At 32.1% G+C, this 19,366-nt stretch carries 19 protein-coding genes; 11 read left to right on the top strand and 8 right to left on the bottom strand.

Annotated features, from left to right (window positions below; genetic code table 11):
- Positions 1 to 131: 131 nt before the first annotated feature.
- From tig to ACYX4H_RS07320, 4 genes are all read right to left on the bottom strand, one after another.
- Positions 132 to 1,460, bottom strand: a complete 1,329-nt coding sequence (tig, locus tag ACYX4H_RS07335) for a trigger factor (RefSeq protein ID WP_476238544.1) — start codon at positions 1,458 to 1,460, stop codon at positions 132 to 134.
- 208 nt (positions 1,461 to 1,668) lie between these two features.
- Positions 1,669 to 2,016 (bottom strand): phage holin family protein, encoded by a 348-nt coding sequence (locus ACYX4H_RS07330; protein WP_476238543.1) that lies wholly within the window; start codon positions 2,014 to 2,016, stop codon positions 1,669 to 1,671.
- Positions 2,017 to 2,043: 27 nt separating this feature from the next.
- Positions 2,044 to 2,814 carry an alpha/beta fold hydrolase gene (locus tag ACYX4H_RS07325; protein ID WP_476238542.1) on the bottom strand — a complete coding sequence of 257 codons (771 nt, stop codon included), beginning with the start codon at positions 2,812 to 2,814 and terminating at the stop codon, positions 2,044 to 2,046.
- A gap of 1 nt (position 2,815) precedes the next feature.
- The gene (locus ACYX4H_RS07320; protein WP_476238541.1) at positions 2,816 to 3,529 is read right to left on the bottom strand and encodes a pyridoxine 5'-phosphate synthase; all 714 of its coding nucleotides are present in this window, start codon (positions 3,527 to 3,529) and stop codon (positions 2,816 to 2,818) included.
- Positions 3,530 to 3,616: 87 nt separating this feature from the next.
- On the opposite strand from ACYX4H_RS07320, the gene ACYX4H_RS07315 reads away from it, so the two are divergent.
- The 8 genes from ACYX4H_RS07315 (at position 3,617) to murI (ending at position 11,878) form a co-directional block, all read left to right on the top strand.
- Positions 3,617 to 4,276 (top strand): CBS domain-containing protein, encoded by a 660-nt coding sequence (locus ACYX4H_RS07315; RefSeq protein WP_475294690.1) that lies wholly within the window; start codon positions 3,617 to 3,619, stop codon positions 4,274 to 4,276.
- A gap of 17 nt (positions 4,277 to 4,293) precedes the next feature.
- Positions 4,294 to 5,178, top strand: coding sequence for an NAD kinase (locus ACYX4H_RS07310; protein WP_476238540.1), 885 nt, complete (start codon positions 4,294 to 4,296; stop codon positions 5,176 to 5,178).
- 110 nt (positions 5,179 to 5,288) lie between these two features.
- Positions 5,289 to 5,978, top strand: a complete 690-nt coding sequence (gene porG / locus ACYX4H_RS07305; RefSeq protein ID WP_476238539.1) for a type IX secretion system protein PorG — start codon at positions 5,289 to 5,291, stop codon at positions 5,976 to 5,978.
- 3 nt (positions 5,979 to 5,981) lie between these two features.
- On the top strand, positions 5,982 to 6,722 hold the full coding sequence (locus tag ACYX4H_RS07300; RefSeq protein WP_475294693.1) for an isoprenyl transferase: 741 nt from the start codon (positions 5,982 to 5,984) through the stop codon (positions 6,720 to 6,722).
- Entirely contained in the window at positions 6,655 to 9,324 is a 2,670-nt protein-coding gene (locus tag ACYX4H_RS07295; protein ID WP_475294694.1) for a BamA/OMP85 family outer membrane protein, read from the top strand. Before ACYX4H_RS07300 ends, ACYX4H_RS07295 begins: the two co-directional genes overlap by 68 nt.
- A 125-nt stretch (positions 9,325 to 9,449) precedes the next feature.
- A complete protein-coding gene (locus ACYX4H_RS07290) occupies positions 9,450 to 10,448 on the top strand; it encodes an OmpH/Skp family outer membrane protein (RefSeq protein ID WP_476238538.1) in 999 nt (332 codons plus the stop codon).
- A 29-nt stretch (positions 10,449 to 10,477) separates the two neighbouring features.
- Positions 10,478 to 10,987, top strand: coding sequence for an OmpH/Skp family outer membrane protein (locus ACYX4H_RS07285; RefSeq protein WP_476238537.1), 510 nt, complete (start codon positions 10,478 to 10,480; stop codon positions 10,985 to 10,987).
- A gap of 111 nt (positions 10,988 to 11,098) precedes the next feature.
- Positions 11,099 to 11,878, top strand: coding sequence for a glutamate racemase (murI, locus tag ACYX4H_RS07280; RefSeq protein ID WP_476238536.1), 780 nt, complete (start codon positions 11,099 to 11,101; stop codon positions 11,876 to 11,878).
- Between the two features lie 100 nt (positions 11,879 to 11,978).
- On the opposite strand, the gene ACYX4H_RS07275 is transcribed toward murI, so the two are convergent.
- The 3 genes from ACYX4H_RS07275 to ACYX4H_RS07265 form a co-directional block, all read right to left on the bottom strand.
- Entirely contained in the window at positions 11,979 to 12,494 is a 516-nt protein-coding gene (locus ACYX4H_RS07275) for a gamma carbonic anhydrase family protein (RefSeq protein ID WP_475294698.1), read from the bottom strand.
- A gap of 70 nt (positions 12,495 to 12,564) precedes the next feature.
- Complete coding sequence (locus ACYX4H_RS07270) at positions 12,565 to 13,299, bottom strand: LytR/AlgR family response regulator transcription factor (protein ID WP_475294699.1); 735 nt, start codon at positions 13,297 to 13,299, stop codon at positions 12,565 to 12,567.
- A gap of 19 nt (positions 13,300 to 13,318) precedes the next feature.
- Positions 13,319 to 15,487 (bottom strand): tetratricopeptide repeat-containing sensor histidine kinase, encoded by a 2,169-nt coding sequence (locus tag ACYX4H_RS07265; RefSeq protein ID WP_476238534.1) that lies wholly within the window; start codon positions 15,485 to 15,487, stop codon positions 13,319 to 13,321.
- A gap of 231 nt (positions 15,488 to 15,718) precedes the next feature.
- Between ACYX4H_RS07265 and ACYX4H_RS07260 the strand changes: the two genes are divergently transcribed.
- Positions 15,719 to 16,882 carry a VWA domain-containing protein gene (locus ACYX4H_RS07260; RefSeq protein WP_476238532.1) on the top strand — a complete coding sequence of 388 codons (1,164 nt, stop codon included), beginning with the start codon at positions 15,719 to 15,721 and terminating at the stop codon, positions 16,880 to 16,882.
- A gap of 48 nt (positions 16,883 to 16,930) precedes the next feature.
- Here ACYX4H_RS07260 and ACYX4H_RS07255 read toward each other — a convergent pair whose 3' ends face one another.
- Positions 16,931 to 17,935 (bottom strand): PorP/SprF family type IX secretion system membrane protein, encoded by a 1,005-nt coding sequence (locus ACYX4H_RS07255; protein WP_476238531.1) that lies wholly within the window; start codon positions 17,933 to 17,935, stop codon positions 16,931 to 16,933.
- A 174-nt stretch (positions 17,936 to 18,109) separates the two neighbouring features.
- Here ACYX4H_RS07255 and ACYX4H_RS07250 point away from each other — a divergent pair, with 174 nt between their 5' ends.
- Together ACYX4H_RS07250 and ACYX4H_RS07245 are read left to right on the top strand one after the other, a co-directional pair.
- Positions 18,110 to 19,012 carry a NifU family protein gene (locus ACYX4H_RS07250; RefSeq protein WP_476238530.1) on the top strand — a complete coding sequence of 301 codons (903 nt, stop codon included), beginning with the start codon at positions 18,110 to 18,112 and terminating at the stop codon, positions 19,010 to 19,012.
- 75 nt (positions 19,013 to 19,087) lie between these two features.
- The gene (locus ACYX4H_RS07245; RefSeq protein WP_147138163.1) at positions 19,088 to 19,288 is read left to right on the top strand and encodes a dodecin family protein; all 201 of its coding nucleotides are present in this window, start codon (positions 19,088 to 19,090) and stop codon (positions 19,286 to 19,288) included.
- Positions 19,289 to 19,366: the final 78 nt, after the last annotated feature.

Below are 19,366 nucleotides of genomic sequence, written 5' to 3'. Positions count from 1 at the left end.
TTGTTTTTTATTTAAATACCTGATTTACATTAAGGTACAATTAAACTGTATTAAACAGGAGTGCTTTTTTTAACAAAAAAGCGCTTAAACAATACCGTTTAAGCGCCTAAATATAAGGAATATTCTCTTACTTATTTATCGCCATACACTTCTTTAACAAAGTTTTCATAACTTAATTCTTTAACTTTTAAGTTTGCTTTTTCTTTGTAAACTTCTAATAGTTTTTGGCTTATTAATTGCTCTGAAATTCTTCTAGCTTCATCTTGGTTTGATAATACGCGCGCTGCAATACCATCTAATTCTTCATCAGAAGGGTTCATTTGACCAAATTGAGCCATTTGACCTTTGATCATTTCTTTTGCATGGTTTTTTATATCATCCATGGTTACTTTAACATCGTTCTCTTCAATTAGTTTACCTTCGATTAATTGATAGCGTAAGCTTTTTTCAGATTTTTCATATTCTTCTTTAGCTTGCTCGTCATCTAATTGTTTTTCGCCTGCTGTTTGCAACCATTTTGTTAAAAACTCAGCTGGCAAATCAAATTTTGTACTTTCAACTAAGTATTCAGTTACATCATTTAAAAGCTTTTGGTCTGCTTGTTGCACAAACTGTTTTTCAGCATCTTCTTTTATTTTGTCTTTTAATTCTGTAACGGTTTTTACAACACCTTCACCAAAAAGTTTATCAAATAAATCTTGGTCTAAATCTGCTAATTCACGTTTGTTAATTTCGGTAATTGTAAATGTTACTTCAATATCTAAATCGTGTACTTCATCATGACCTAATTTTAAAGCGTGCATTAGCTCATGCTCATCATTATATAACCCTTTGGTTTTTAAGGTAATTACATCTCCATCTTTTGCGCCTATAAATTGTTTTTCGGTAGTTTTACCTTTAAACTTATCTAAAGTTATTGTAACAGTGTTATCAATTTCTTTTTCTTCGTTTTTGTAAGTTCCGGTAATTTCGCTGTCTTTTTCAACAGTGTCTTGAGATACTAATTTACCGTATTGTTTTTGTATGCGCTCAATTTGCTCATCAATCATTTTGTCATCGGCAACTATATTATAGTGTGTGATGGCTTTTTTTCCTTTGATGTTAACATCAAATTCTGGTGCTAAGCCTAATTCAAATTCAAATGAAAAAGCTTCAGCATCCCAGTTTATATCATCTTGTGGTTTTGGTAGTGGTTGCCCTAAAACATCTAACTTTTCTTCGGTTAAATATTTGTTTAAAGCGTCTTGTAAAAGTTTGTTTACCTCATCAACCAATACAGCTTTACCGTATTGTTTTTTTACCATACCCATTGGCACATGCCCTTTTCTAAAACCAGGAATGTTAGCTGTTTTACGGTAATCTGATAATATTTTTTCAACCTTATCGCTATAATCTTCTTTAGCAATATCTACTTTTACTACCGCATTTAATGCATCAACGTTTTCTCTTGTAATGTTCATTTTTAAATGATATATAGCCTTTTGGCAATTATTATTAATTAATTTCCTTTGTCTCTTAAAATTATTGTAGTGACAAACTAGGGAAACTCAATTTTAAATAAAACAGTTTTAAGCAAATTGCTTTTTTATGTTTTAGTGCTTAAAATTGGGATGCAAAAGTAATATATTTTTACAAGCTTACAAAGTTTTTAACCTACTGATTATAAGGCTATTTTTTATCTTCTTTTAGTAATGAATGTAATATAGATTGTAATATTGAAAGTAGGATACTAAAAAGTATAGCTGTCCAGATGCTACTTACTGAAAAACCATCAATTAAATTATCGGCAAGCAAAATAATAAATGCGTTAATTACTAATAAAAATAGGCCTAACGTAACAATGGTTATTGGTAATGTTAGAATAACTAAAATTGGCTTTACTAATAAATTTAATATTGAAAGTACTAGAGCTACTATTAGTGCGGTAGTGTAATTATTAACCACAACACCTGAAAATACGTGCGCTAACGCAAATACAGCTAAGGCGTTTAGCAAAAGTTTGATTATGAGTTTCATTTTCTACAATTTTTGTTTTTTTACAATTTACAAAATATCAAGAAACTGTAAAACTGCGTTGTAGAAGTCTTTCGGATTTTCGGCATGTAACCAATGGCCTGCATTTGCAATGGTTACTATATTGGCATTTGGAAACTGGTTTAATATTAAGCGTTCATCTTCGGCCCCAATGTATTCAGATCTATCTCCTTTTAAAAACAGAGCACTGCCATTAAATTGTAAATGTGGTGCTAATGATTCTCCAACCTCGGCCACTTCAGCTTTCAAAACTTCTAAATTAATACGTAACCCTAATTGGCCTTTTTCAACCCAATATAAATTTTTGAGTAGAAATTGGCGTGTTCCAAAATCGGTTACATAACCAGATAATGCTTCGTCGGCTTCAGTTCTATTTTTTATTTCTGAAAAATTTAAGGCACTTAAACCCTCTAATATATCTTGATGATGTACCGGGTAAAACCTTGGTGAAATGTCGGCTACCATTAATTTTGATACAAACTCTGGATACATACAAGCAAACAACATAGCCGTTTTACCACCCATAGAATGCCCTAATAATGTAATATTAGTTAAATTATGGGCTTCACAATAGTTTTTTAAATCTTCGGCAAGCAATTCATAACTAAAATTAGCATCCCAAAAACTGCGCCCGTGATTACGCTGGTCTACTAAATGTACTTGAAAACCTTGCTCACTAAACTGCCTGCCTAGTGTTTTCCAGTTATCACTCATACCCAAAAAACCGTGAAGAATTATAAATGGTTTTCCTTCGCCTAAAATATTAGAATGTAATATCATTTTACTTTAGTTTTCTTAAATACATTTGTATTACGTTTTCAACGCCTAAATATAAACTTTCGGCTACCAATGCATGACCAATAGAAACCTCTAATAAACCTGGAATATTTTCTTTAAAAAATTGAATATTATCTAAAGACAGATCATGGCCGGCATTTACACCCATTCCTAACTCATTAGCCAATTCTGCACAAGCGGTATATGGCTTTATGCCTTCTTTATTGCCTTGGGCATAATCATGGGCAAATGCTTCGGTATACAACTCAATTCTATCTGTACCTGTTTCTTTTGCAGCTTCAACTAAGTTTAAAACCGGATCGACAAAAATAGATGTTCTAATGCCATTTTGCTTAAATTCTTTTATAACATCAACTAAAAAATTTTTGTGCTTTATGGTATTCCAGCCAGCGTTACTTGTTATAGCATCTTCGGCATCAGGCACTAAGGTAACCTGCGTTGGTTTTACTTGCAGCACCAAATCTATAAATTTAGGTATTGGGTTACCTTCAATATTATACTCTGTGTAAACGGCTTCTTTTAAATCATAAGCATCTTGGTAGCGTATATGCCTTTCATCTGGTCTTGGGTGTATGGTAATACCTTGCGCTCCAAAATTTTGTGCATCTTTTGCAAATTGCACTACGTTTGGCACATTGCCACCTCTAGAATTTCTTAAAGTTGCTATTTTGTTAATGTTTACACTTAACTTTGTCATAAATTGAATTTTAAAGTACAAAAATACAAAGTTGAGGAGGCTTAAGTACTTTTTTTTTAATTATTTTGCAGGGTATATTTAAGTATTATGAAACTACAAGAATTCATTATAAACGACATTAAACCAATAGAAAGCACGAGTAAAGTTGCAGATTTACAACTATTATTTAACCAGCTCACCTACTCACACATTCCTGTAAATGACGCTAACGGTGTTTTTATGGGCGTTTTATTTGAAACTGATGTACATTGCTTTGATAACAACAAAAGTATTAGCGAATATTTATATGCTACCGAAGATTTTTATGTAAGAGACACCACCTTATGGTTGGATGTTTTAGAAGCCTTTGCTCAAAACTCATCTAACATAATGCCTGTTTTAGACGAAAAGAATAATTATTTAGGGTATTATGAATTAAACGATATTATTGGCCTTTTTAATGAAGCACCTTTTTTTAATTACGCCGGCGGTGTTTTAGTGGTTGAAAAAGGTATTAATGATTATTCTTTTAGTGAAATTAGCCAAATAGTAGAATCTAACAACGGAAAACTTTTAGGCGCTTTTATTTCTAAAATGACCAATGATATTGCACAAATAACTTTAAAAATAGGCAACACAGGCTTAAACGATATTATACAAACTTTTAGAAGATACAGCTATAAAATTGCTGCTGGCCATGAAGAAGATAGCTATATTAAAAACTTAAAAGAACGCTCAGATTATTTAAACAAATACCTAAACATTTAAACACAAAACGCACCCACATGAAAGTTGCAATTTTTGGACGTTACTACAACAAAACAACACCTGCATCAGTTGAAACACTTGTTAACTTTTTAGTTAAAAAAGGTATTGACGCCTACATTGAAACACATTTTCATGAGCTTATTGCGGTTGAAAATCACAATATAAAAGACTTTAACAACTATAAAACCTTTACTGAGTTAGATACTTCGTTTGATTTTTTAGTAAGTATTGGTGGTGATGGCACTATTTTAAGGTCAACCATGTTTATTAAAGATTTAGGCATACCCGTAATTGGCATAAACACAGGGCGTTTAGGTTTTTTAGCCACCATACATGTTGATGAAATTGAAACTGCTATTCAAAATATAATTGACGGAAAGTATAAAATATCTGAAAGAAGCTTACTTTCTGTTGAAACTAGCCCTGAAAACACAGATATAACATCATTAAACTTTGCTTTAAATGAAGTATCAGTAAGCAGAAAAAACTCAACATCAATGATTACTGTTGAAACTTATTTAGATGGCGCTTTCCTTAACTCTTACTGGAGTGATGGCCTAATTGTTGCCACACCAACAGGCTCAACAGGTTATTCATTAAGTTGTGGCGGCCCTGTAATAACACCAGGTGCAAGTAATTTTGTTTTAACACCCATTGCACCACATAATTTAGGAGCAAGACCACTTGTAATTCCAGACGATACTGAAGTGCAACTAAAAGTAGATAGCAGAGAAGAACATCATTTAATTTCTTTAGATTCTAGAATTGCCACTTTAAGCAATGGTACTATTATAAAAATTAAAAAAGCCAACTTCAAAATAAAAATGATAGATTTACTAAATGAAAGTTTTTTAAATACCTTACGAAAAAAATTACTTTGGGGAGAAGATAAACGTAATTAACCCTATATTTCACAATAAATTACAAGAATTACTGTTTAACACTAATACAATTTAGCTCAAATTACAATTGGCTAATCTTATTTATTATATTTGCAAACTTTTAAACACCTATGAAGCATTTAATAGTATTAGTAATTAGTGTTTTAGCCACACATGTAAGTCATGCTCAAATTAATGAAATTGGCGTATACGTTGGTGGCAGTAATTTTATTGGAGATTTAGGCTCAACCAAATACATTAACCCTAATGCACCTGCTTTAGGTTTTTTGTATAAATGGAATGCTAGCTCAAGACACTCGTGGAGAGCCAGTGTTATATATTCTGATTTAAAAGCAGAAGATATTGATGCTGATGACCCAAGACGCATACAAAGAGGTTATGAATTTGATTCTAATTTATTAGAAGTATCACTTGGTATGGAGTTTACCTTTACCGAGTTTAATTTACATAACGAACGAAAAATAGGCGCACCTTACCTGCACACAGGCTTGGTTGCCACTAAATTTGATAATTATTACTATCCGGCTAACGGCTTTCAAACATCTGAAAATGTTTCTAGCTGGACATTAGGCATACCCATGACACTTGGGTACAAAGCCACCTTTATTGATAATATTGTAATTGGTATTGAAATTGGTGCACGCTACACCTTTACTGATGAAATTGAAGGCAGCACACCAAGTGAAGCCAATAACCAACCTTTTAGGTTTGGTAACATAAATAATAACGACTGGTACATGTTTTCTGGTATAACCCTAACCTATACCTTTGGAGAAAACCCATGCTACTGCGTAAATTAAAAAATGAATTTAAAAGAAAGCATACAAAGCAAAACACTTCCTAAGCACATAGCCATAATTATGGATGGTAATGGGCGTTGGGCAAAAAAACAAGGAATGATGCGTGCTTTTGGGCATGAAAACGGCACCAAATCAGTAAGAACAACTGTAGAAAATTGTGCCGAACTTGGCATACAAAATTTAACACTTTATGCTTTTTCTACTGAAAACTGGAACCGCCCAAAATTAGAGGTTCAAGCCCTAATGAAACTATTAATTTCTTCATTAAAAAAAGAAATTAACACACTACAAGACAACAACATAAAACTTTCTGCTATTGGAAATTTAAACGCATTACCAACAAAAGTTCATAATGAACTTTTAGAAGTAATAGATAAAACTAAAGCCAATACTAGAATGACTTTAACCTTAGCTTTAAGCTATGGCTCTAGGGAAGAATTATTAAATACTGTTAAAGAGATTAGTAATAAAGTTAAAAATAATATAATTTCGCCGGCAGCTATTGACGAATCAATTATAAATAAGCATCTTTACACGCATGATTTACCAGATGTAGACCTGCTTATTAGAACCAGTGGCGAGCAGCGCATTAGTAATTTTTTGCTTTGGCAAATTGCATATGCAGAATTATATTTTACAAATGTACTTTGGCCAGATTTCACAAAAGAACATTTGTATGAAGCTATTATTGAATTTCAAAAAAGAGAGAGAAGATTTGGGAAAACAAGTGAACAACTTAATTAATTATATACCTTTTAAAACATACTTAAAGCTCTTATTAATACTACTAACCGTTTCAATAAGTAGCGTTAAATTACAAGCTCAAAATCTAGACACCAGTAAAAAATATACTATTGGTGGCATTTCTGTTTTAGGTAATACAAGTTTTAGTGAGCAAACCATTGTAAATTTTTCGGGCTTACGCGAAGGAAAAGAAATAAACATTCCTGGTGAAGAAATAGGGGCTGCCATAAAAAAACTTTGGGGAACAAAACTTTTTAACAACATTGAAGTTTACGTTAAAAATATTGAAAAAGACATAGCTTATCTTGAAATTAGACTATCTGATTTACCTCAGCTTAACGAACTAAAAATTAACGGTGTTAAAAAAGGTAAAATAGAAGGCATTGTTAAAGACAATAACCTAAAAAAAGGCACAAAAGTTACTGAAAACCTCATAACAAACACTAAAAACTTTTTAACCAAAAAATATAAAAAAGAAGGCTATTTAAACACCAAAATACACATTAACACTATTGATGTTGCAGATTCTACACAAACAGCACGTGTTAACATGGTTTTAAATATAGATAAGGGCGAAAAAGTAAAAATTAAAGATATAGCTTTTAATGGCAACAATGCAGTGAGTGATAAACAACTTAGAAAAGCCATGAAAAGCACCAAAAAAATTAATAGACTACGCATTTTTAAGCGTTCAAAGTTTATAGATTCAGCTTATCAAGCCGATTTATCTAGTGCTGTAGATAAAATGAAAGAAAACGGGTATAGAGATGCTCGTATCATATCAGATAGTATTATTTATAATAACGACGGTACAATTTCCTTAAATATTGATGTAAATGAAGGCGAACTTTACACCTTTGGCGATATCAAATTTATTGGTAACACGGTTTATACAGATAGGCAATTAAGTAACATTCTTCGTATAAAAAAAGGAGACACATACAATGGTGTTTTATTACAAAAACGAATTGCAGACAACTCAAAACCTGATGGTAACGATTTAACAAACCTATACCAAAACAACGGTTATTTATTTTCAAACATTCGTCAAGTAGAAACCAGCGCCGATAACAATGTTATTGACATGGAAATTAGAATTACCGAAGGTAAACCAGCATATTTCAATAGCGTATCTGTAGTTGGTAATGACAAAACTAATGACCACGTAATTTATAGAACGCTTAGAACACGCCCTGGCATGCTTTACAGCAAACAAAATGTTGTTAGAACAGTACGAGAGCTTGGGCAATTAGGCTTTTTTGATGCCCAAGAAATAGCTCCAAATTTTAACAACCCAAACCCTGTTGAAGGTACTATTGATATGGAATATTCTGTTAAAGAAACAGGATCTAGCCAAATAGAGCTACAAGGTGGTTACGGTGGCGGTGGTTTTATTGGTACCTTAGGGTTATCATTCAATAACTTCTCACTAAAAAACATTTTTAACAAAGAAGCTTACAAACCAATACCAATGGGTGATGGCCAACGTTTAGCATTACGTTTACAGGCTAGTAGATTTTACCAAACCTACAGTTTTCAATTTTCTGAACCTTGGTTAGGTGGCAAAAAACCTGTACAGTTTTCAACATCTATATCACATACAAAACAATTTTTATTTAATAGCTTTACAGGAAATGCCGATAAAAGTAGAAGTTTTAATATTACAGGTATTACTTTTGGCTTAGCTAAACGCTTAACAGTGCCAGATGATTTCTTTACACTATCTAACGCTATTAGCTACCAACGTTATGATTTAAATAATTACAATACTGGTTTATTTACATTTGGAGATGGGTACTCTAACAACCTAGCATATACCGTTGGTTTAAGTAGAGATAACACCTCAGTAGACCCTATTTTCCCTACAGGTGGTTCTAAATTTTCTGTTACTGCAAAATTAACCTTTCCTTACTCTTTAGTTAATGGTGTAGATTATGAAGCTTTAGATAATGAACGTAATGAAAAACAAGACATTATTAACAATTTTGGCGCCATTGCATCACCAACTGTAGAGCAAACAGCCGAATATAATAACGCTTTAAGCAGACGCTCTGAAATTGACCAAGAAAAATACAAATGGCTAGAGTTTTATAAAATTAACTTTAAAGGCGAGTGGTACAATCAACTGGCAAAAAATTTAGTATTAAGACCTCTTGTAGAATTTGGATTCTTAGGAGCTTACAACAATGACAGAGGTGTTATTCCTTTTGAAAGATACTTTTTAGGTGGTGATGGTTTAGGAACTTATAGTTTAGATGGTAGAGAAGCCATTCAATTACGTGGTTACCCAAACCAATCATTATCAAGTCAAGATGGTGGTACTATTTACAACAAGTTTTCGTTAGAACTACGTTACCCAATAACCTTAAAAGCATCAGCTAAAATTTATGGTTTAGCTTTTATAGAAGGTGGTAATTCATTTAATAGTTTTAGAGACTTTAGTCCGTTTGACTTAAAACGTTCTGCAGGTTTAGGTGTTAGAATTTTTATGCCAGCCTTTGGTTTATTAGGTATAGATTTTGGCCATGGATTTGATGCTGTGCCTGGGCTAACAGAGAAAAACGGTTGGGAAACACACTTCATAATTGGTCAGCAATTTTAACCCAAAAATAATTTTGGCACGATATTTTCTAATAACAGTTTTGTGTTTTGCAAAAGAATTAAAATTTTTACAATTAAAATTCGTTAATTTTGAAGATGTTATTCAATTTTAAAAAAACAAACAGGATGCAAAACAAAGTTCTTTATTTACTGATATTGGTTTTACTAAGCTTATCTTTAAACGCACAACGTGGTGTAAGAGTTGCCTATGTAGACACTGAGTATATTTTAGAAAATGTTCCTGAATACCAAGAAGCTTTGGCTCAATTAAACCAAAAAGCCGATAGTTGGAAAAACGAAATTCAAGAAAAACTTAGTGCTATTGAGCAAAAACGCAAAAACTTAAGTAATGAAAAAGCACTTTTAACAAAAGAGCTTATTGATGAGCGTGAAGAAGATATATATTTTGAAGAAAAAGAAATTTTAGACTATCAGCAAAAACGTTTTGGGCCAAATGGCGATTTGTTTATACAGCAAAAGCAGCTCATGCAACCCATACAAGACCAAATTTTTGCAGCAGTACAAGATATAGCTTCAAGCAGAAAATATGATTTCATTTTTGATAAATCATCAAACGGTACCATGCTATTTTCAAACAAAGTATTAGATGTTAGCGAAACCGTAATACGAAGCATTACAAGAACTGCCAAAAGAACCCAAGCACAATCTAAAGCTGAAAGAAAAGCAGCCCAAGATGAAGAATTAGTGCCTGAAATAAATTTAGAACAAGAAGCTAGAGCTAAAGCCTTAGAAGAAAAGAAAAAAGAGCGTGAAAGCGCCATTGAAAAAGCAAGACAAGAAAAACTTGCTGCAAGAGAAGCTAAAGTGAAAGCCGCCGAAGAAAGAAGACAAAAAATATTAGCCGAACGTGAAAAAGCTAAACAAGCTAAATTAAACGGTAAAAATAACACCACCGATAATAAAAAAGCTGAAGAAACAAGCACCAATAAAACTGAAACCAAAACAAGAGAACAGTTAATTGAAGAAAACAGGCAAAAAAAATTAGCCGAAAGAGAAGCTAGAAAAAAAGCATTAGAAGAAAAGAAAAAACAAATATTAGAAGAACGTAAAAAAGCGTTAGAAGAACGCCAAAAACAAAACGATAGTATAAACCAAAACAATTAATTTTATAACACATTAATACAATTTAGAAAATGATGAAACACTTAAAAACTATTTTATTAGCAACGGCAGTATGTATAGGGAGTATTAGTTTTTCGCAAGCACAAAGTAAAGTTGCCCACATAAATACTCAAGAATTAATTGCTGCAATGCCTGCAATGAAGAATGCACAAAAAGAACTTGAAGCTTTACAAAAAACTTATCAAACAGATTACCAAGCATCTGTTACAGAGTTTCAAAATAAAGTAAAGCAATACGAGGCTGAAGCAGCTACAAAAACCGATGAAGAAAATGCAAAAAGAGGGCAAGAAATTCAAGCAATGCAACAAAACATTCAACAATTTCAAGCAGATGCCGCTCAAAACATTGATAAAAAACGTGTAGATTTATTACAACCTATTACTGAAAAAGCTAAAGATGCTATTTTAAAAGTAGCAAGAGCTCAAGGGTTTGATTACGTTTTAGACTCATCTGTTGGAGTTACTATTTTAGCCGATGGTAAAAACTTAATTGACGATGTAAAGAAAGAATTAGGTCTTTAATAAAACCTTATTTAAATAAACTAAAAAGCAGCTTTAAAAAAGCTGCTTTTTTTTGTGAATATAAACACCTTTTTTCTGTTTATTTTATAAATTTATTTTACATTGAATTTTATGAACAAGCAACCTATTGGCATTTTTGATTCGGGTGTTGGAGGCACATCTATTTGGAAAGAAATACATAAACTTTTACCAAATGAAAATACTATTTATTTAGCTGATAGTATTAATGCACCTTACGGGCCAAAAGGAGAAGAAGCCATTACTAAACTTTCTATTAAAAACACAGAGTTATTACTAGAAAAAGGTTGTAAAATAATTGTAGTTGCATGCAACACGGCAACTACTAATGCTATAAATTATTTAAGAAACACCTATAATTTGCCCTTTATTGGCATTGAACCTGCTATTAAACCGGCTGCATTACAAACTAAAACTAATGCTGTAGGTATTTTAGCAACTGCAGGAACTTTAAGTAGTGAATTGTTTTCAAAAACTGCAGGCAAATTTGCTAGCCACATTAAGGTAGTAGAGCAGGTTGGCGAAGGTTTGGTTGATTTAATTGAAGCTGGCAAATTACACTCAAATGAAATGATAGCGCTTTTAAAAATGTTTTTGAAACCAATGATACAGGCTAATATTGATTATTTGGTTTTGGGCTGTACACATTACCCTTACTTAATGCCACAACTTATAAAGCTACTACCAAAACATGTTAAAATTATAGATTCTGGAGAAGCGGTAGCTAAACAAACTAAAGCTGTATTAGAGCGTTTAGAATTATTAAATGACCAAAAAAATACTGCTAAACTTGAGTTTTATACTAATGGTAACTTAGAGGTTTTAAAATTGCTTTTAGAAAAAGATTACAACCTTAGTTATTTAGATTTTTAGTGGCTTTTGCGTTAGCGATTGAACGGTTTGTTTGAAATCCTTTTTTGCTTTTTCGCAAAAAGATTGAGTAGTGAAAGCGCGACCCTTGGGTAACGCCCAATTACTCTTTAAACCAGCTAGAATATTTTATGTAAGCATCGGCAATTCGGTTAATCTCTCCCGAAATTAATTCTTTACTGATATCTTTTATTTTTTTTGCGGGTACGCCTGCGTAAATACTACCGGCTTCTACTTTTGTATTTTGTGTTATAACTGCACCTGCTGCTATTATGGTGTTACTTTCTACCACGCAACCATCCATAATAATGGCACCCATGCCTACTAAAACATTGTCCTGTATGGTACAACCATGCACTAATGCATTGTGGCCAATAGATACATTGTTGCCTATGGTGGTTGGTGCTTTTTCAAAAGTGCCATGAATAACGGCGCCGTCTTGCACGTTTACTTTATTTCCCATTTTTATAAAGTTTACATCGCCACGTATAACGGCGCTAAACCATACACTACACTGGGCTCCCATGGTAACATCTCCAACAATAGTGGCGTTTGGTGCTACAAAACAATCTTGGGGTATTTGAGGTGATTTTCCTCTTACTGGTAATATTACTGGCATAACTTTTTATTTTTTTGAAAACGAAAATCTTATTATTTTATATTTTAAGATATAGTTTTAAATGAAAGTATTACTTAAAATATGATAACAATGCTGCTTTTTTTGATGCTGAAACCATGATTTCTTGTCCGTTGCTTAAAATAACACTTCCGCCCTTTCCTTTTACATATTTTACTACTTCTTTTACGTTTACTAAGTAGCTTTTATGCACTCTTACAAAGCTAGAATTGTTTAGGGCTTCTTCAAAATATTTAAGTGTTTTACTTACTATTTTCTTTTTGTTGTTGTTTAAGTGAATTTCGGTGTAATTATCATCGGCTTTACAAAACAAAATGTCTTGGGTGTTTAAAACCTCAAAACCATCTAACTGCGGTATGGTTATTTTACCATTAACACTATTTGTTTTAGGCACCAAAACTTGATCTTGTAACGCATGCTCTTTAGTTTTAATTTCGGTTACATAATCTACTGCTTTAATAAGTTCATCAATAGAAATAGGTTTCATTAAATAATAGGATGCGTGGGCATTTAAAGCATCAATTGCATAATGGTTATAGGCGGTTACAAAAACGGTTTCAAAATTAACATTGCCTAGTTTATCTAATAAATCAAAGGCGTTGCCATAGGGCATTTCAACATCTAAAAATACTACATCTAAATGGTTGTTTCTAATTAAAACTAAAGCTTCATCAATATTTTCGGCTTCGCCTAAAACGGCAACGTTTGGGCAATATTTACTTAAATAGTTTTTTAAAATATCTCTACTAGTTTGTTCGTCTTCAACTATAATAGCGTTTAGTTTCATATATGTTTTGTTTGAAGCTTTAATCTTTTTTTAGGGTTACAACAACTTTGGTACCGGTGTCTCCAGTTTCTTGAAGATTTAATACTACTACATCTACTTTATCTTTATACATTTTGTTTAAAATAGATACACGCTTTTTAATATTACCCATACCTGTAGAGGTTTGCTTTTTTTGGTTTTGCGTTTTTAAGGCTTTACTTTGAGCCCTACCAATACCGTTATCTGTAATTGTAATTGTTATTTCATTTGATGCTTTTTTAGCAATATTAATATTTAAGTTGCCTTTAGTTTTCTTGTAACGCAACCCGTGCCAAACGGCATTTTCAATGTAAGGTTGCAACAGCATTGGTGGAATTAAAAAATCTTTTACAGCTACATTTTCATTAACATTTATGGTGTAATCAAATTTATCTTTAAACCTGAAATGTTCTAGTTTTGTGTAAAGCTGAAGCAGTTCAATTTCTTTTTCTAACGGAATAAAATCTTTTTCGCTATTTTCTAAAACAGCACGCATAAGCATTGAAAAATCAGATAGATATTTATTTGCCGTCCGTTCATCATTTAAAGCTATAAAGCTATTTACCGAATTTAACGCATTGAAAATAAAATGCGGATTCATTTGACTGCGTAAGGATTTTAATGCCAGTAAATTATTTGCAAAACGCTGCTGCCTGTTGTTTTTATACATTAAAAATGCAGCAATAAGTAGCAATAACAAACCGCCAATTAATGAATAAATTATGAGTTTTTGACGTTTAGTTTGCTCTGTATTTAATTGATATTTAGTGTCTGCAAGTGTTTTTTGGCTTTCAAGGTTGTTAATACGGTTTTGTTTGGCAACCAAATCTTTACTGAATTTTGTGGCTTGCGAAATTTCTTGCTCTTTTTTCATGTAAAGCTTATCAACCAAATCTACATAACTTTGGTAAGCAATTAATGCTTTATCAAATTGTCCGGCATCACGATAAATTTCAGATAATTTTCTGGTGGCATCTTTTTGCACAACTAAATCTTCTTTATCATCAGCTTCTTCAATACTTTTTTCAAGGTATTTTATGGCGTTTCCAATATCATTTTGGTAAGCGTAGGCACTTCCTATTTTGTAGTTTTGGCGTTGGGGTGTTAAAGCGCTTTGGTTGTTTAAAACGGTGTCTTGCTCAATAGATTCAATTTCTTTTAAAGCTTGTTTTCTTAGGTTTATTTCACTTGAAAAATTATTGTTTTTGTTTTTAAAATCGGCCACTTTAATTTTTTCTTCAACTGCGCGTTTTGGATTTTCATTTTCAGCGAGTTTTAGTGATTTATTAAAGAATCCTTCAGCTTCATTTAAAGCACCTTTATCTGTGTAAACTTCAGCAATTTTAGAATTTATATTGGTTATTTTAGGTGTAATTATATGCTTTTTAGCTATGTTTAAGGCTTGATTATAAACACGTATGGCTTTATCAAATTGTTTGGTTGCTTTGTAAACATCACCCAAACCTTCATACAAAATAACTAATTGATAATTTGAGAGTTCTAATTTATTAATATTGTTATAAAGCTGAATACTTTCTTGATAATTTTTGTTTTCTTTATAAGCCTTTGCCAATTTAAGCTCTACAGTACTTGTTTTGCTATTTTGTATACTTATGGTATAGTTTGAAATAGCTAAATCATACTGTTTCCAAAACATGTTAACATCGGCTAAAACTTCATAAGCTTGAGCATTTTCTTTTTTAGAATTACTAATTTTTAAAGCTTGAGTAATAAAGTTAATACTTTTTTTAGCATCTTTTTTTAAATACACTTCAGCAGAGTCTATAAACCAATTAAACTGTGGTTGTATTTTTTTAGAGCGTTTGCTTAAATATTCGTTATCTGCCAATGCATCAACTTCGGGTTCTACCTCAACCAAAATACGCTCACTACTTTTAATGGTGTAATAAATGGTTTCAAAATCTTTATGCCTTATTGTGAGCTGGTCTCCAATACTAGCTTCAATTCTAAATTCACCAAACATATCGGTAGTAGTATAGGCGCCGCCATTAACTTCAATATTAACATTGGTTATTGGGTTGCGGGTATCACTTTCAAGCACTTTACCTCTAACCGTAAATTTGGTTTGGTTTTGTAATACTTGCCCATGTATTATAGCTACGCTTAACATTATGAGCAAAAAACCTATATTTTTTAAAACTTGGCGCATGTGCAAATTTATATTAGCTAAACTTACGTACTTAAATTGGTTTTATAAAATAGCATATCTACATTTTGTGAGCTTTTTAGCCTTAAAAAGGCATGCTTACAAATTGTATAACGGTTTTAACTCACCCAAAAAGCCTGTTCACGCATTGTCGATTTTTTTTAAGAAAGTTTGATGATAGTTTTACTGTAGTATTAAAAATGCTTTCAGAAAAAAATCAAAAAACAAAATCTTATGAAAACACGTATTCAATTTGTATTACTATGCATTGCTTTATTTAGCTTTTTAGCTTGTAATGGCCACAACAAAAAAACACAAAAACTTTTAGTTAACGCTAAAAAAACAAAACACACTGAACCTAATAAACAATACATAAAAGTAGCGTTACTGTTAGATACTAGTAATAGTATGGATGGTTTAATAGACCAAGCAAAAGCACAACTTTGGGATATTGTTAATGACCTATCATACGCTAAATGCGGCACCAAAAAACCCAATTTAAAAATTGCTTTATACGAATATGGTAACGACCGCCTTAACGGTAACGAAGGCTTTATTAGGCAAGTACTTCCGTTTAGTGATGATTTAGATGATATTTCAAAAGAGTTATTTTCATTAACAACAAACGGCGGCAATGAGTATTGTGGTGCGGTTATTCAAACATCAATAAATCAGCTTAATTGGGGTAATAATCCAGATGATTTAAAACTTATTTTTATAGCAGGTAATGAACCCTTTACCCAAGGCAACGTAAATTATAAAGATGCTGCCACAAATGCTAACGAAAAAGATATAACGGTTAATACTATTTTCTGCGGAAATTACAACCAAGGTGTAACATCACACTGGAAAAAAGGTGCGCAATTAACACAAGGCGATTACATGGCCATAGACCAAAATAAAGCTACTGTGCATATAGCATCGCCATATGATGATGATATATTAATTTTAAACCAACAATTAAACAAAACATATATTGCCTACGGAAAACAAGGTGTTTCAAAAATGGCATTACAAGCAGAACAAGATGCTAACGCACAAGGTTACAGTAAGGCCAACGCTGTAAAACGAACCATTAGTAAAAGTTCGCATTTATACAAAAACAAATCTTGGGATTTGGTAGATGCTGTTGAAGATGAAGAAATAGTTGTTGAAACTATAAAAGAAGAAGCACTTCCTGAGGCTTTAAAAGGCAAAAACAACGCAGAAATTAAGGCTTACATTGCCCAAAAGAAAGCCGAAAGAACCGAAATTCAGAAAAAAATTCAAGCATTACAAGCTAAACGCAGCAAATACATTTCTGAACAAAAGAAAACCAACAACACCAATGGTTTAGAAAACGCCATGACAAAGGCTATAAAAACACAAGCCAAAAAGAAGAATTATACCTGGGATTAAACACAAAAAAGGCGCGTTTAAAAACGCGCCTTTTTTATATTATATTATTTAATTATTAATTGCAGGACATTTACAATCATAACGTTCTCTACGGCAACCAAAATTAATACCTAAAGTAAACTGGTGAAATCCGCCATTGGTATAAACCACAGAATTTGCCTGATGTGTATACGTGTAAGCAAACATAAAGTTTTTATAATTTACACCCACAAGTGGTGTTATTTGCTGCAACCTTTGGCTATTTACAGTATTAGTACTTATATATTCGGCACCATCAAAACTGTTTCGGTATGATAAACCTGCCCAAAGTGAACCAAAATCCATTTGCCTATAAACTTTAGCATTTATATCAATTGAAGCTTCTTCGGTAGCATCTCTATATTGTAACATTACCGAAGGCTCATAACTCCAAGGACTTCCGTATTTTCCTAAAACACCGCCAACAGAAATTAAATAACGTCTTAAATTACTAGTTATATTAGGGTCTTTATTTATCCCTTCGTTATTAAGAATATTTTTAACAGTGGCGTGGGCGTAGTAATCTAAATACTGATATGAAAACCCAAAATCTATATTAAAATTTGTAGCATTTTGCACAATACCATCAATTAAAGGGTCTGGGCCATCAAACAAAAATGACGTTTCATCTAATTGATACTGAATAAAACCAGCACTTAAACCAAAAGAAAGCATGTTTAAATCTACTTCGCTTCTAGAAAACATAATGTGGTGTGCATACGTAGCGTAAGCACCTTTTTGAGAGTGAAATCCGTTTTTATCAGCATACACAATACCACCAATACCCGATGGCGAATCTCCAATTCTACCATTAACACTCATAGTTAAAAGTTTAGGAGCATCATCATGACCAAACCATTGTTGTCGTGCCGTAAGCCTTACTTTTGCACAATTAGCGGCTCCGGCCATTGAGGGGTGTATTAAATAGTAATTATCTGTTAAATAATCAGTATAAATAGGCAAGCCCTCTTGTGAAATGGCAATATTGGTTAACACAACCGCTATTACCATTGTTAAAATATTTTTTAATTTCATAAACTTTTCACCTAGTAGGTTTGGTATACATCAAACGTGTTGATTATTAAAAAATTACACAAAAAACATATAAAGTTTTACTCTATTATGCTATGTTTAAAATCTATAGCATAGCAATCAAATATATGGATATCTAAAGTTTTCTTTTAGTATTTTTGTGAAAAATTAGCTAAAATGAATACTTTCAAGGTTTCTGTGCAAGAAACATCCAATAAAGCCATTGTAAAATTTGAAGTAAATCAATTTATAACAAAGCATCAAAGCTTTGAATTTAAAAATATTGATGATGCTAAACCTTCGCCTTTGGCACAACAATTATTTTATCTTCCGTTTGTAAAAAAGGTTTACATTTCGGGTAATTTTGTTGCTGTTGAACGTTTTGATATTGTTGAATGGAACGATGTACAAGACGAAGTAGCGCAACAAATTGAAGCCTATTTAAATAATGGCGGTGTAGTTATAACTGAAACGGAAGCTCCTAAAAAGGTGCCTGTAACCGTTTATGCCGAAGCAACACCAAACCCTGCTGTTATGAAGTTTGTTGCTAATAAAAAAATTGTAACAGCTTTATTTGAGTTTACCTCCATAGACGAAGCAAAACTATCGCCTTTAGCTACTGAACTTTTTCATTTACCCTTTGTAAAAAGTGTTTTTATTGAAGAAAACTACGTTTCTATAACAAAATATGATGTAGCAGAGTGGCAAGATGTTACAGTTGAAGTACGAGAATTTATAAAGCATTTTATTGAAAGTGGTAAAGATGTTGTATTGCCCGAAGCTGCCGAAACTTTACAAAAAACATCTGCTCAAAAAGATTCAAATTTTGAAGCTTTAGATGATGTTTCAAAAGAAATTGTAAATATTCTTGAAGAATATGTAAAACCAGCCGTAGCTAGTGATGGTGGAAACATTCAGTTTTTATCATATGACGAAACTTCAAAAAACGTTAGCGTATTGCTACAAGGCGCTTGTAGTGGTTGCCCATCATCAACATTTACATTAAAAAATGGTATTGAAAATATGCTAAAACAAATGTTACCTGGTAAAGTAGAAATGGTAGAGGCTATAAATGGCTAAACTTTTTATGTGACTTTTTTATTCTTTTTGTTTCTAAATAATAAATACAAAAAGTATAATTCAAATAAAAATGTCATGGCAGTATTAAAAGTTATAGAAGTCTTATCTAACTCTGAAAAAAGTTGGGAAGATGCCACAAAAAAAGCAGTAAAAAAAGCTTCAAAAAGTTTAACTAATATTCGTTCTGTTTACGTGCAAGATCAAAGTGCAAGTGTAAAAGACGGTGAAGTAACAGATTTTAGAGTAAATCTAAAAATAACATTTGAACTAGAATAACTGCCCCCAATCTACTCAAATCATATATATATTTAAAGCACTCTACGGAGTGCTTTTTTCATTTATTTATGTTTACTT

The organism is Seonamhaeicola sp. ABD4_340 (genome assembly GCF_056312135.1).
Note: the sequence above shows the minus strand (reverse complement) of the source record. Positions and strands in the feature narration are given on the sequence as shown.

What these genes read in the sequence shown, in the direction of transcription:
- tig (WP_476238544.1), bottom strand. Translation starts at nt 1,460, where the DNA reads ATGAACATTACAAGAGAAAACGTTGATGCATTAAATGCGGTAGTAAAA.
- ACYX4H_RS07330 (WP_476238543.1), bottom strand. Translation starts at nt 2,016, where the DNA reads ATGAAACTCATAATCAAACTTTTGCTAAACGCCTTAGCTGTATTTGCG.
- ACYX4H_RS07325 (WP_476238542.1), bottom strand. Translation starts at nt 2,814, where the DNA reads ATGATATTACATTCTAATATTTTAGGCGAAGGAAAACCATTTATAATT.
- ACYX4H_RS07320 (WP_476238541.1), bottom strand. Translation starts at nt 3,529, where the DNA reads ATGACAAAGTTAAGTGTAAACATTAACAAAATAGCAACTTTAAGAAAT.
- ACYX4H_RS07315 (WP_475294690.1), top strand. Translation starts at nt 3,617, where the DNA reads ATGAAACTACAAGAATTCATTATAAACGACATTAAACCAATAGAAAGC.
- ACYX4H_RS07310 (WP_476238540.1), top strand. Translation starts at nt 4,294, where the DNA reads ATGAAAGTTGCAATTTTTGGACGTTACTACAACAAAACAACACCTGCA.
- porG (WP_476238539.1), top strand. Translation starts at nt 5,289, where the DNA reads ATGAAGCATTTAATAGTATTAGTAATTAGTGTTTTAGCCACACATGTA.
- ACYX4H_RS07300 (WP_475294693.1), top strand. Translation starts at nt 5,982, where the DNA reads ATGAATTTAAAAGAAAGCATACAAAGCAAAACACTTCCTAAGCACATA.
- ACYX4H_RS07295 (WP_475294694.1), top strand. Translation starts at nt 6,655, where the DNA reads ATGAAGCTATTATTGAATTTCAAAAAAGAGAGAGAAGATTTGGGAAAA.
- ACYX4H_RS07290 (WP_476238538.1), top strand. Translation starts at nt 9,450, where the DNA reads ATGCAAAACAAAGTTCTTTATTTACTGATATTGGTTTTACTAAGCTTA.
- ACYX4H_RS07285 (WP_476238537.1), top strand. Translation starts at nt 10,478, where the DNA reads ATGATGAAACACTTAAAAACTATTTTATTAGCAACGGCAGTATGTATA.
- murI (WP_476238536.1), top strand. Translation starts at nt 11,099, where the DNA reads ATGAACAAGCAACCTATTGGCATTTTTGATTCGGGTGTTGGAGGCACA.
- ACYX4H_RS07275 (WP_475294698.1), bottom strand. Translation starts at nt 12,494, where the DNA reads ATGCCAGTAATATTACCAGTAAGAGGAAAATCACCTCAAATACCCCAA.
- ACYX4H_RS07270 (WP_475294699.1), bottom strand. Translation starts at nt 13,299, where the DNA reads ATGAAACTAAACGCTATTATAGTTGAAGACGAACAAACTAGTAGAGAT.
- ACYX4H_RS07265 (WP_476238534.1), bottom strand. Translation starts at nt 15,487, where the DNA reads ATGCGCCAAGTTTTAAAAAATATAGGTTTTTTGCTCATAATGTTAAGC.
- ACYX4H_RS07260 (WP_476238532.1), top strand. Translation starts at nt 15,719, where the DNA reads ATGAAAACACGTATTCAATTTGTATTACTATGCATTGCTTTATTTAGC.
- ACYX4H_RS07255 (WP_476238531.1), bottom strand. Translation starts at nt 17,935, where the DNA reads ATGAAATTAAAAAATATTTTAACAATGGTAATAGCGGTTGTGTTAACC.
- ACYX4H_RS07250 (WP_476238530.1), top strand. Translation starts at nt 18,110, where the DNA reads ATGAATACTTTCAAGGTTTCTGTGCAAGAAACATCCAATAAAGCCATT.
- ACYX4H_RS07245 (WP_147138163.1), top strand. Translation starts at nt 19,088, where the DNA reads ATGGCAGTATTAAAAGTTATAGAAGTCTTATCTAACTCTGAAAAAAGT.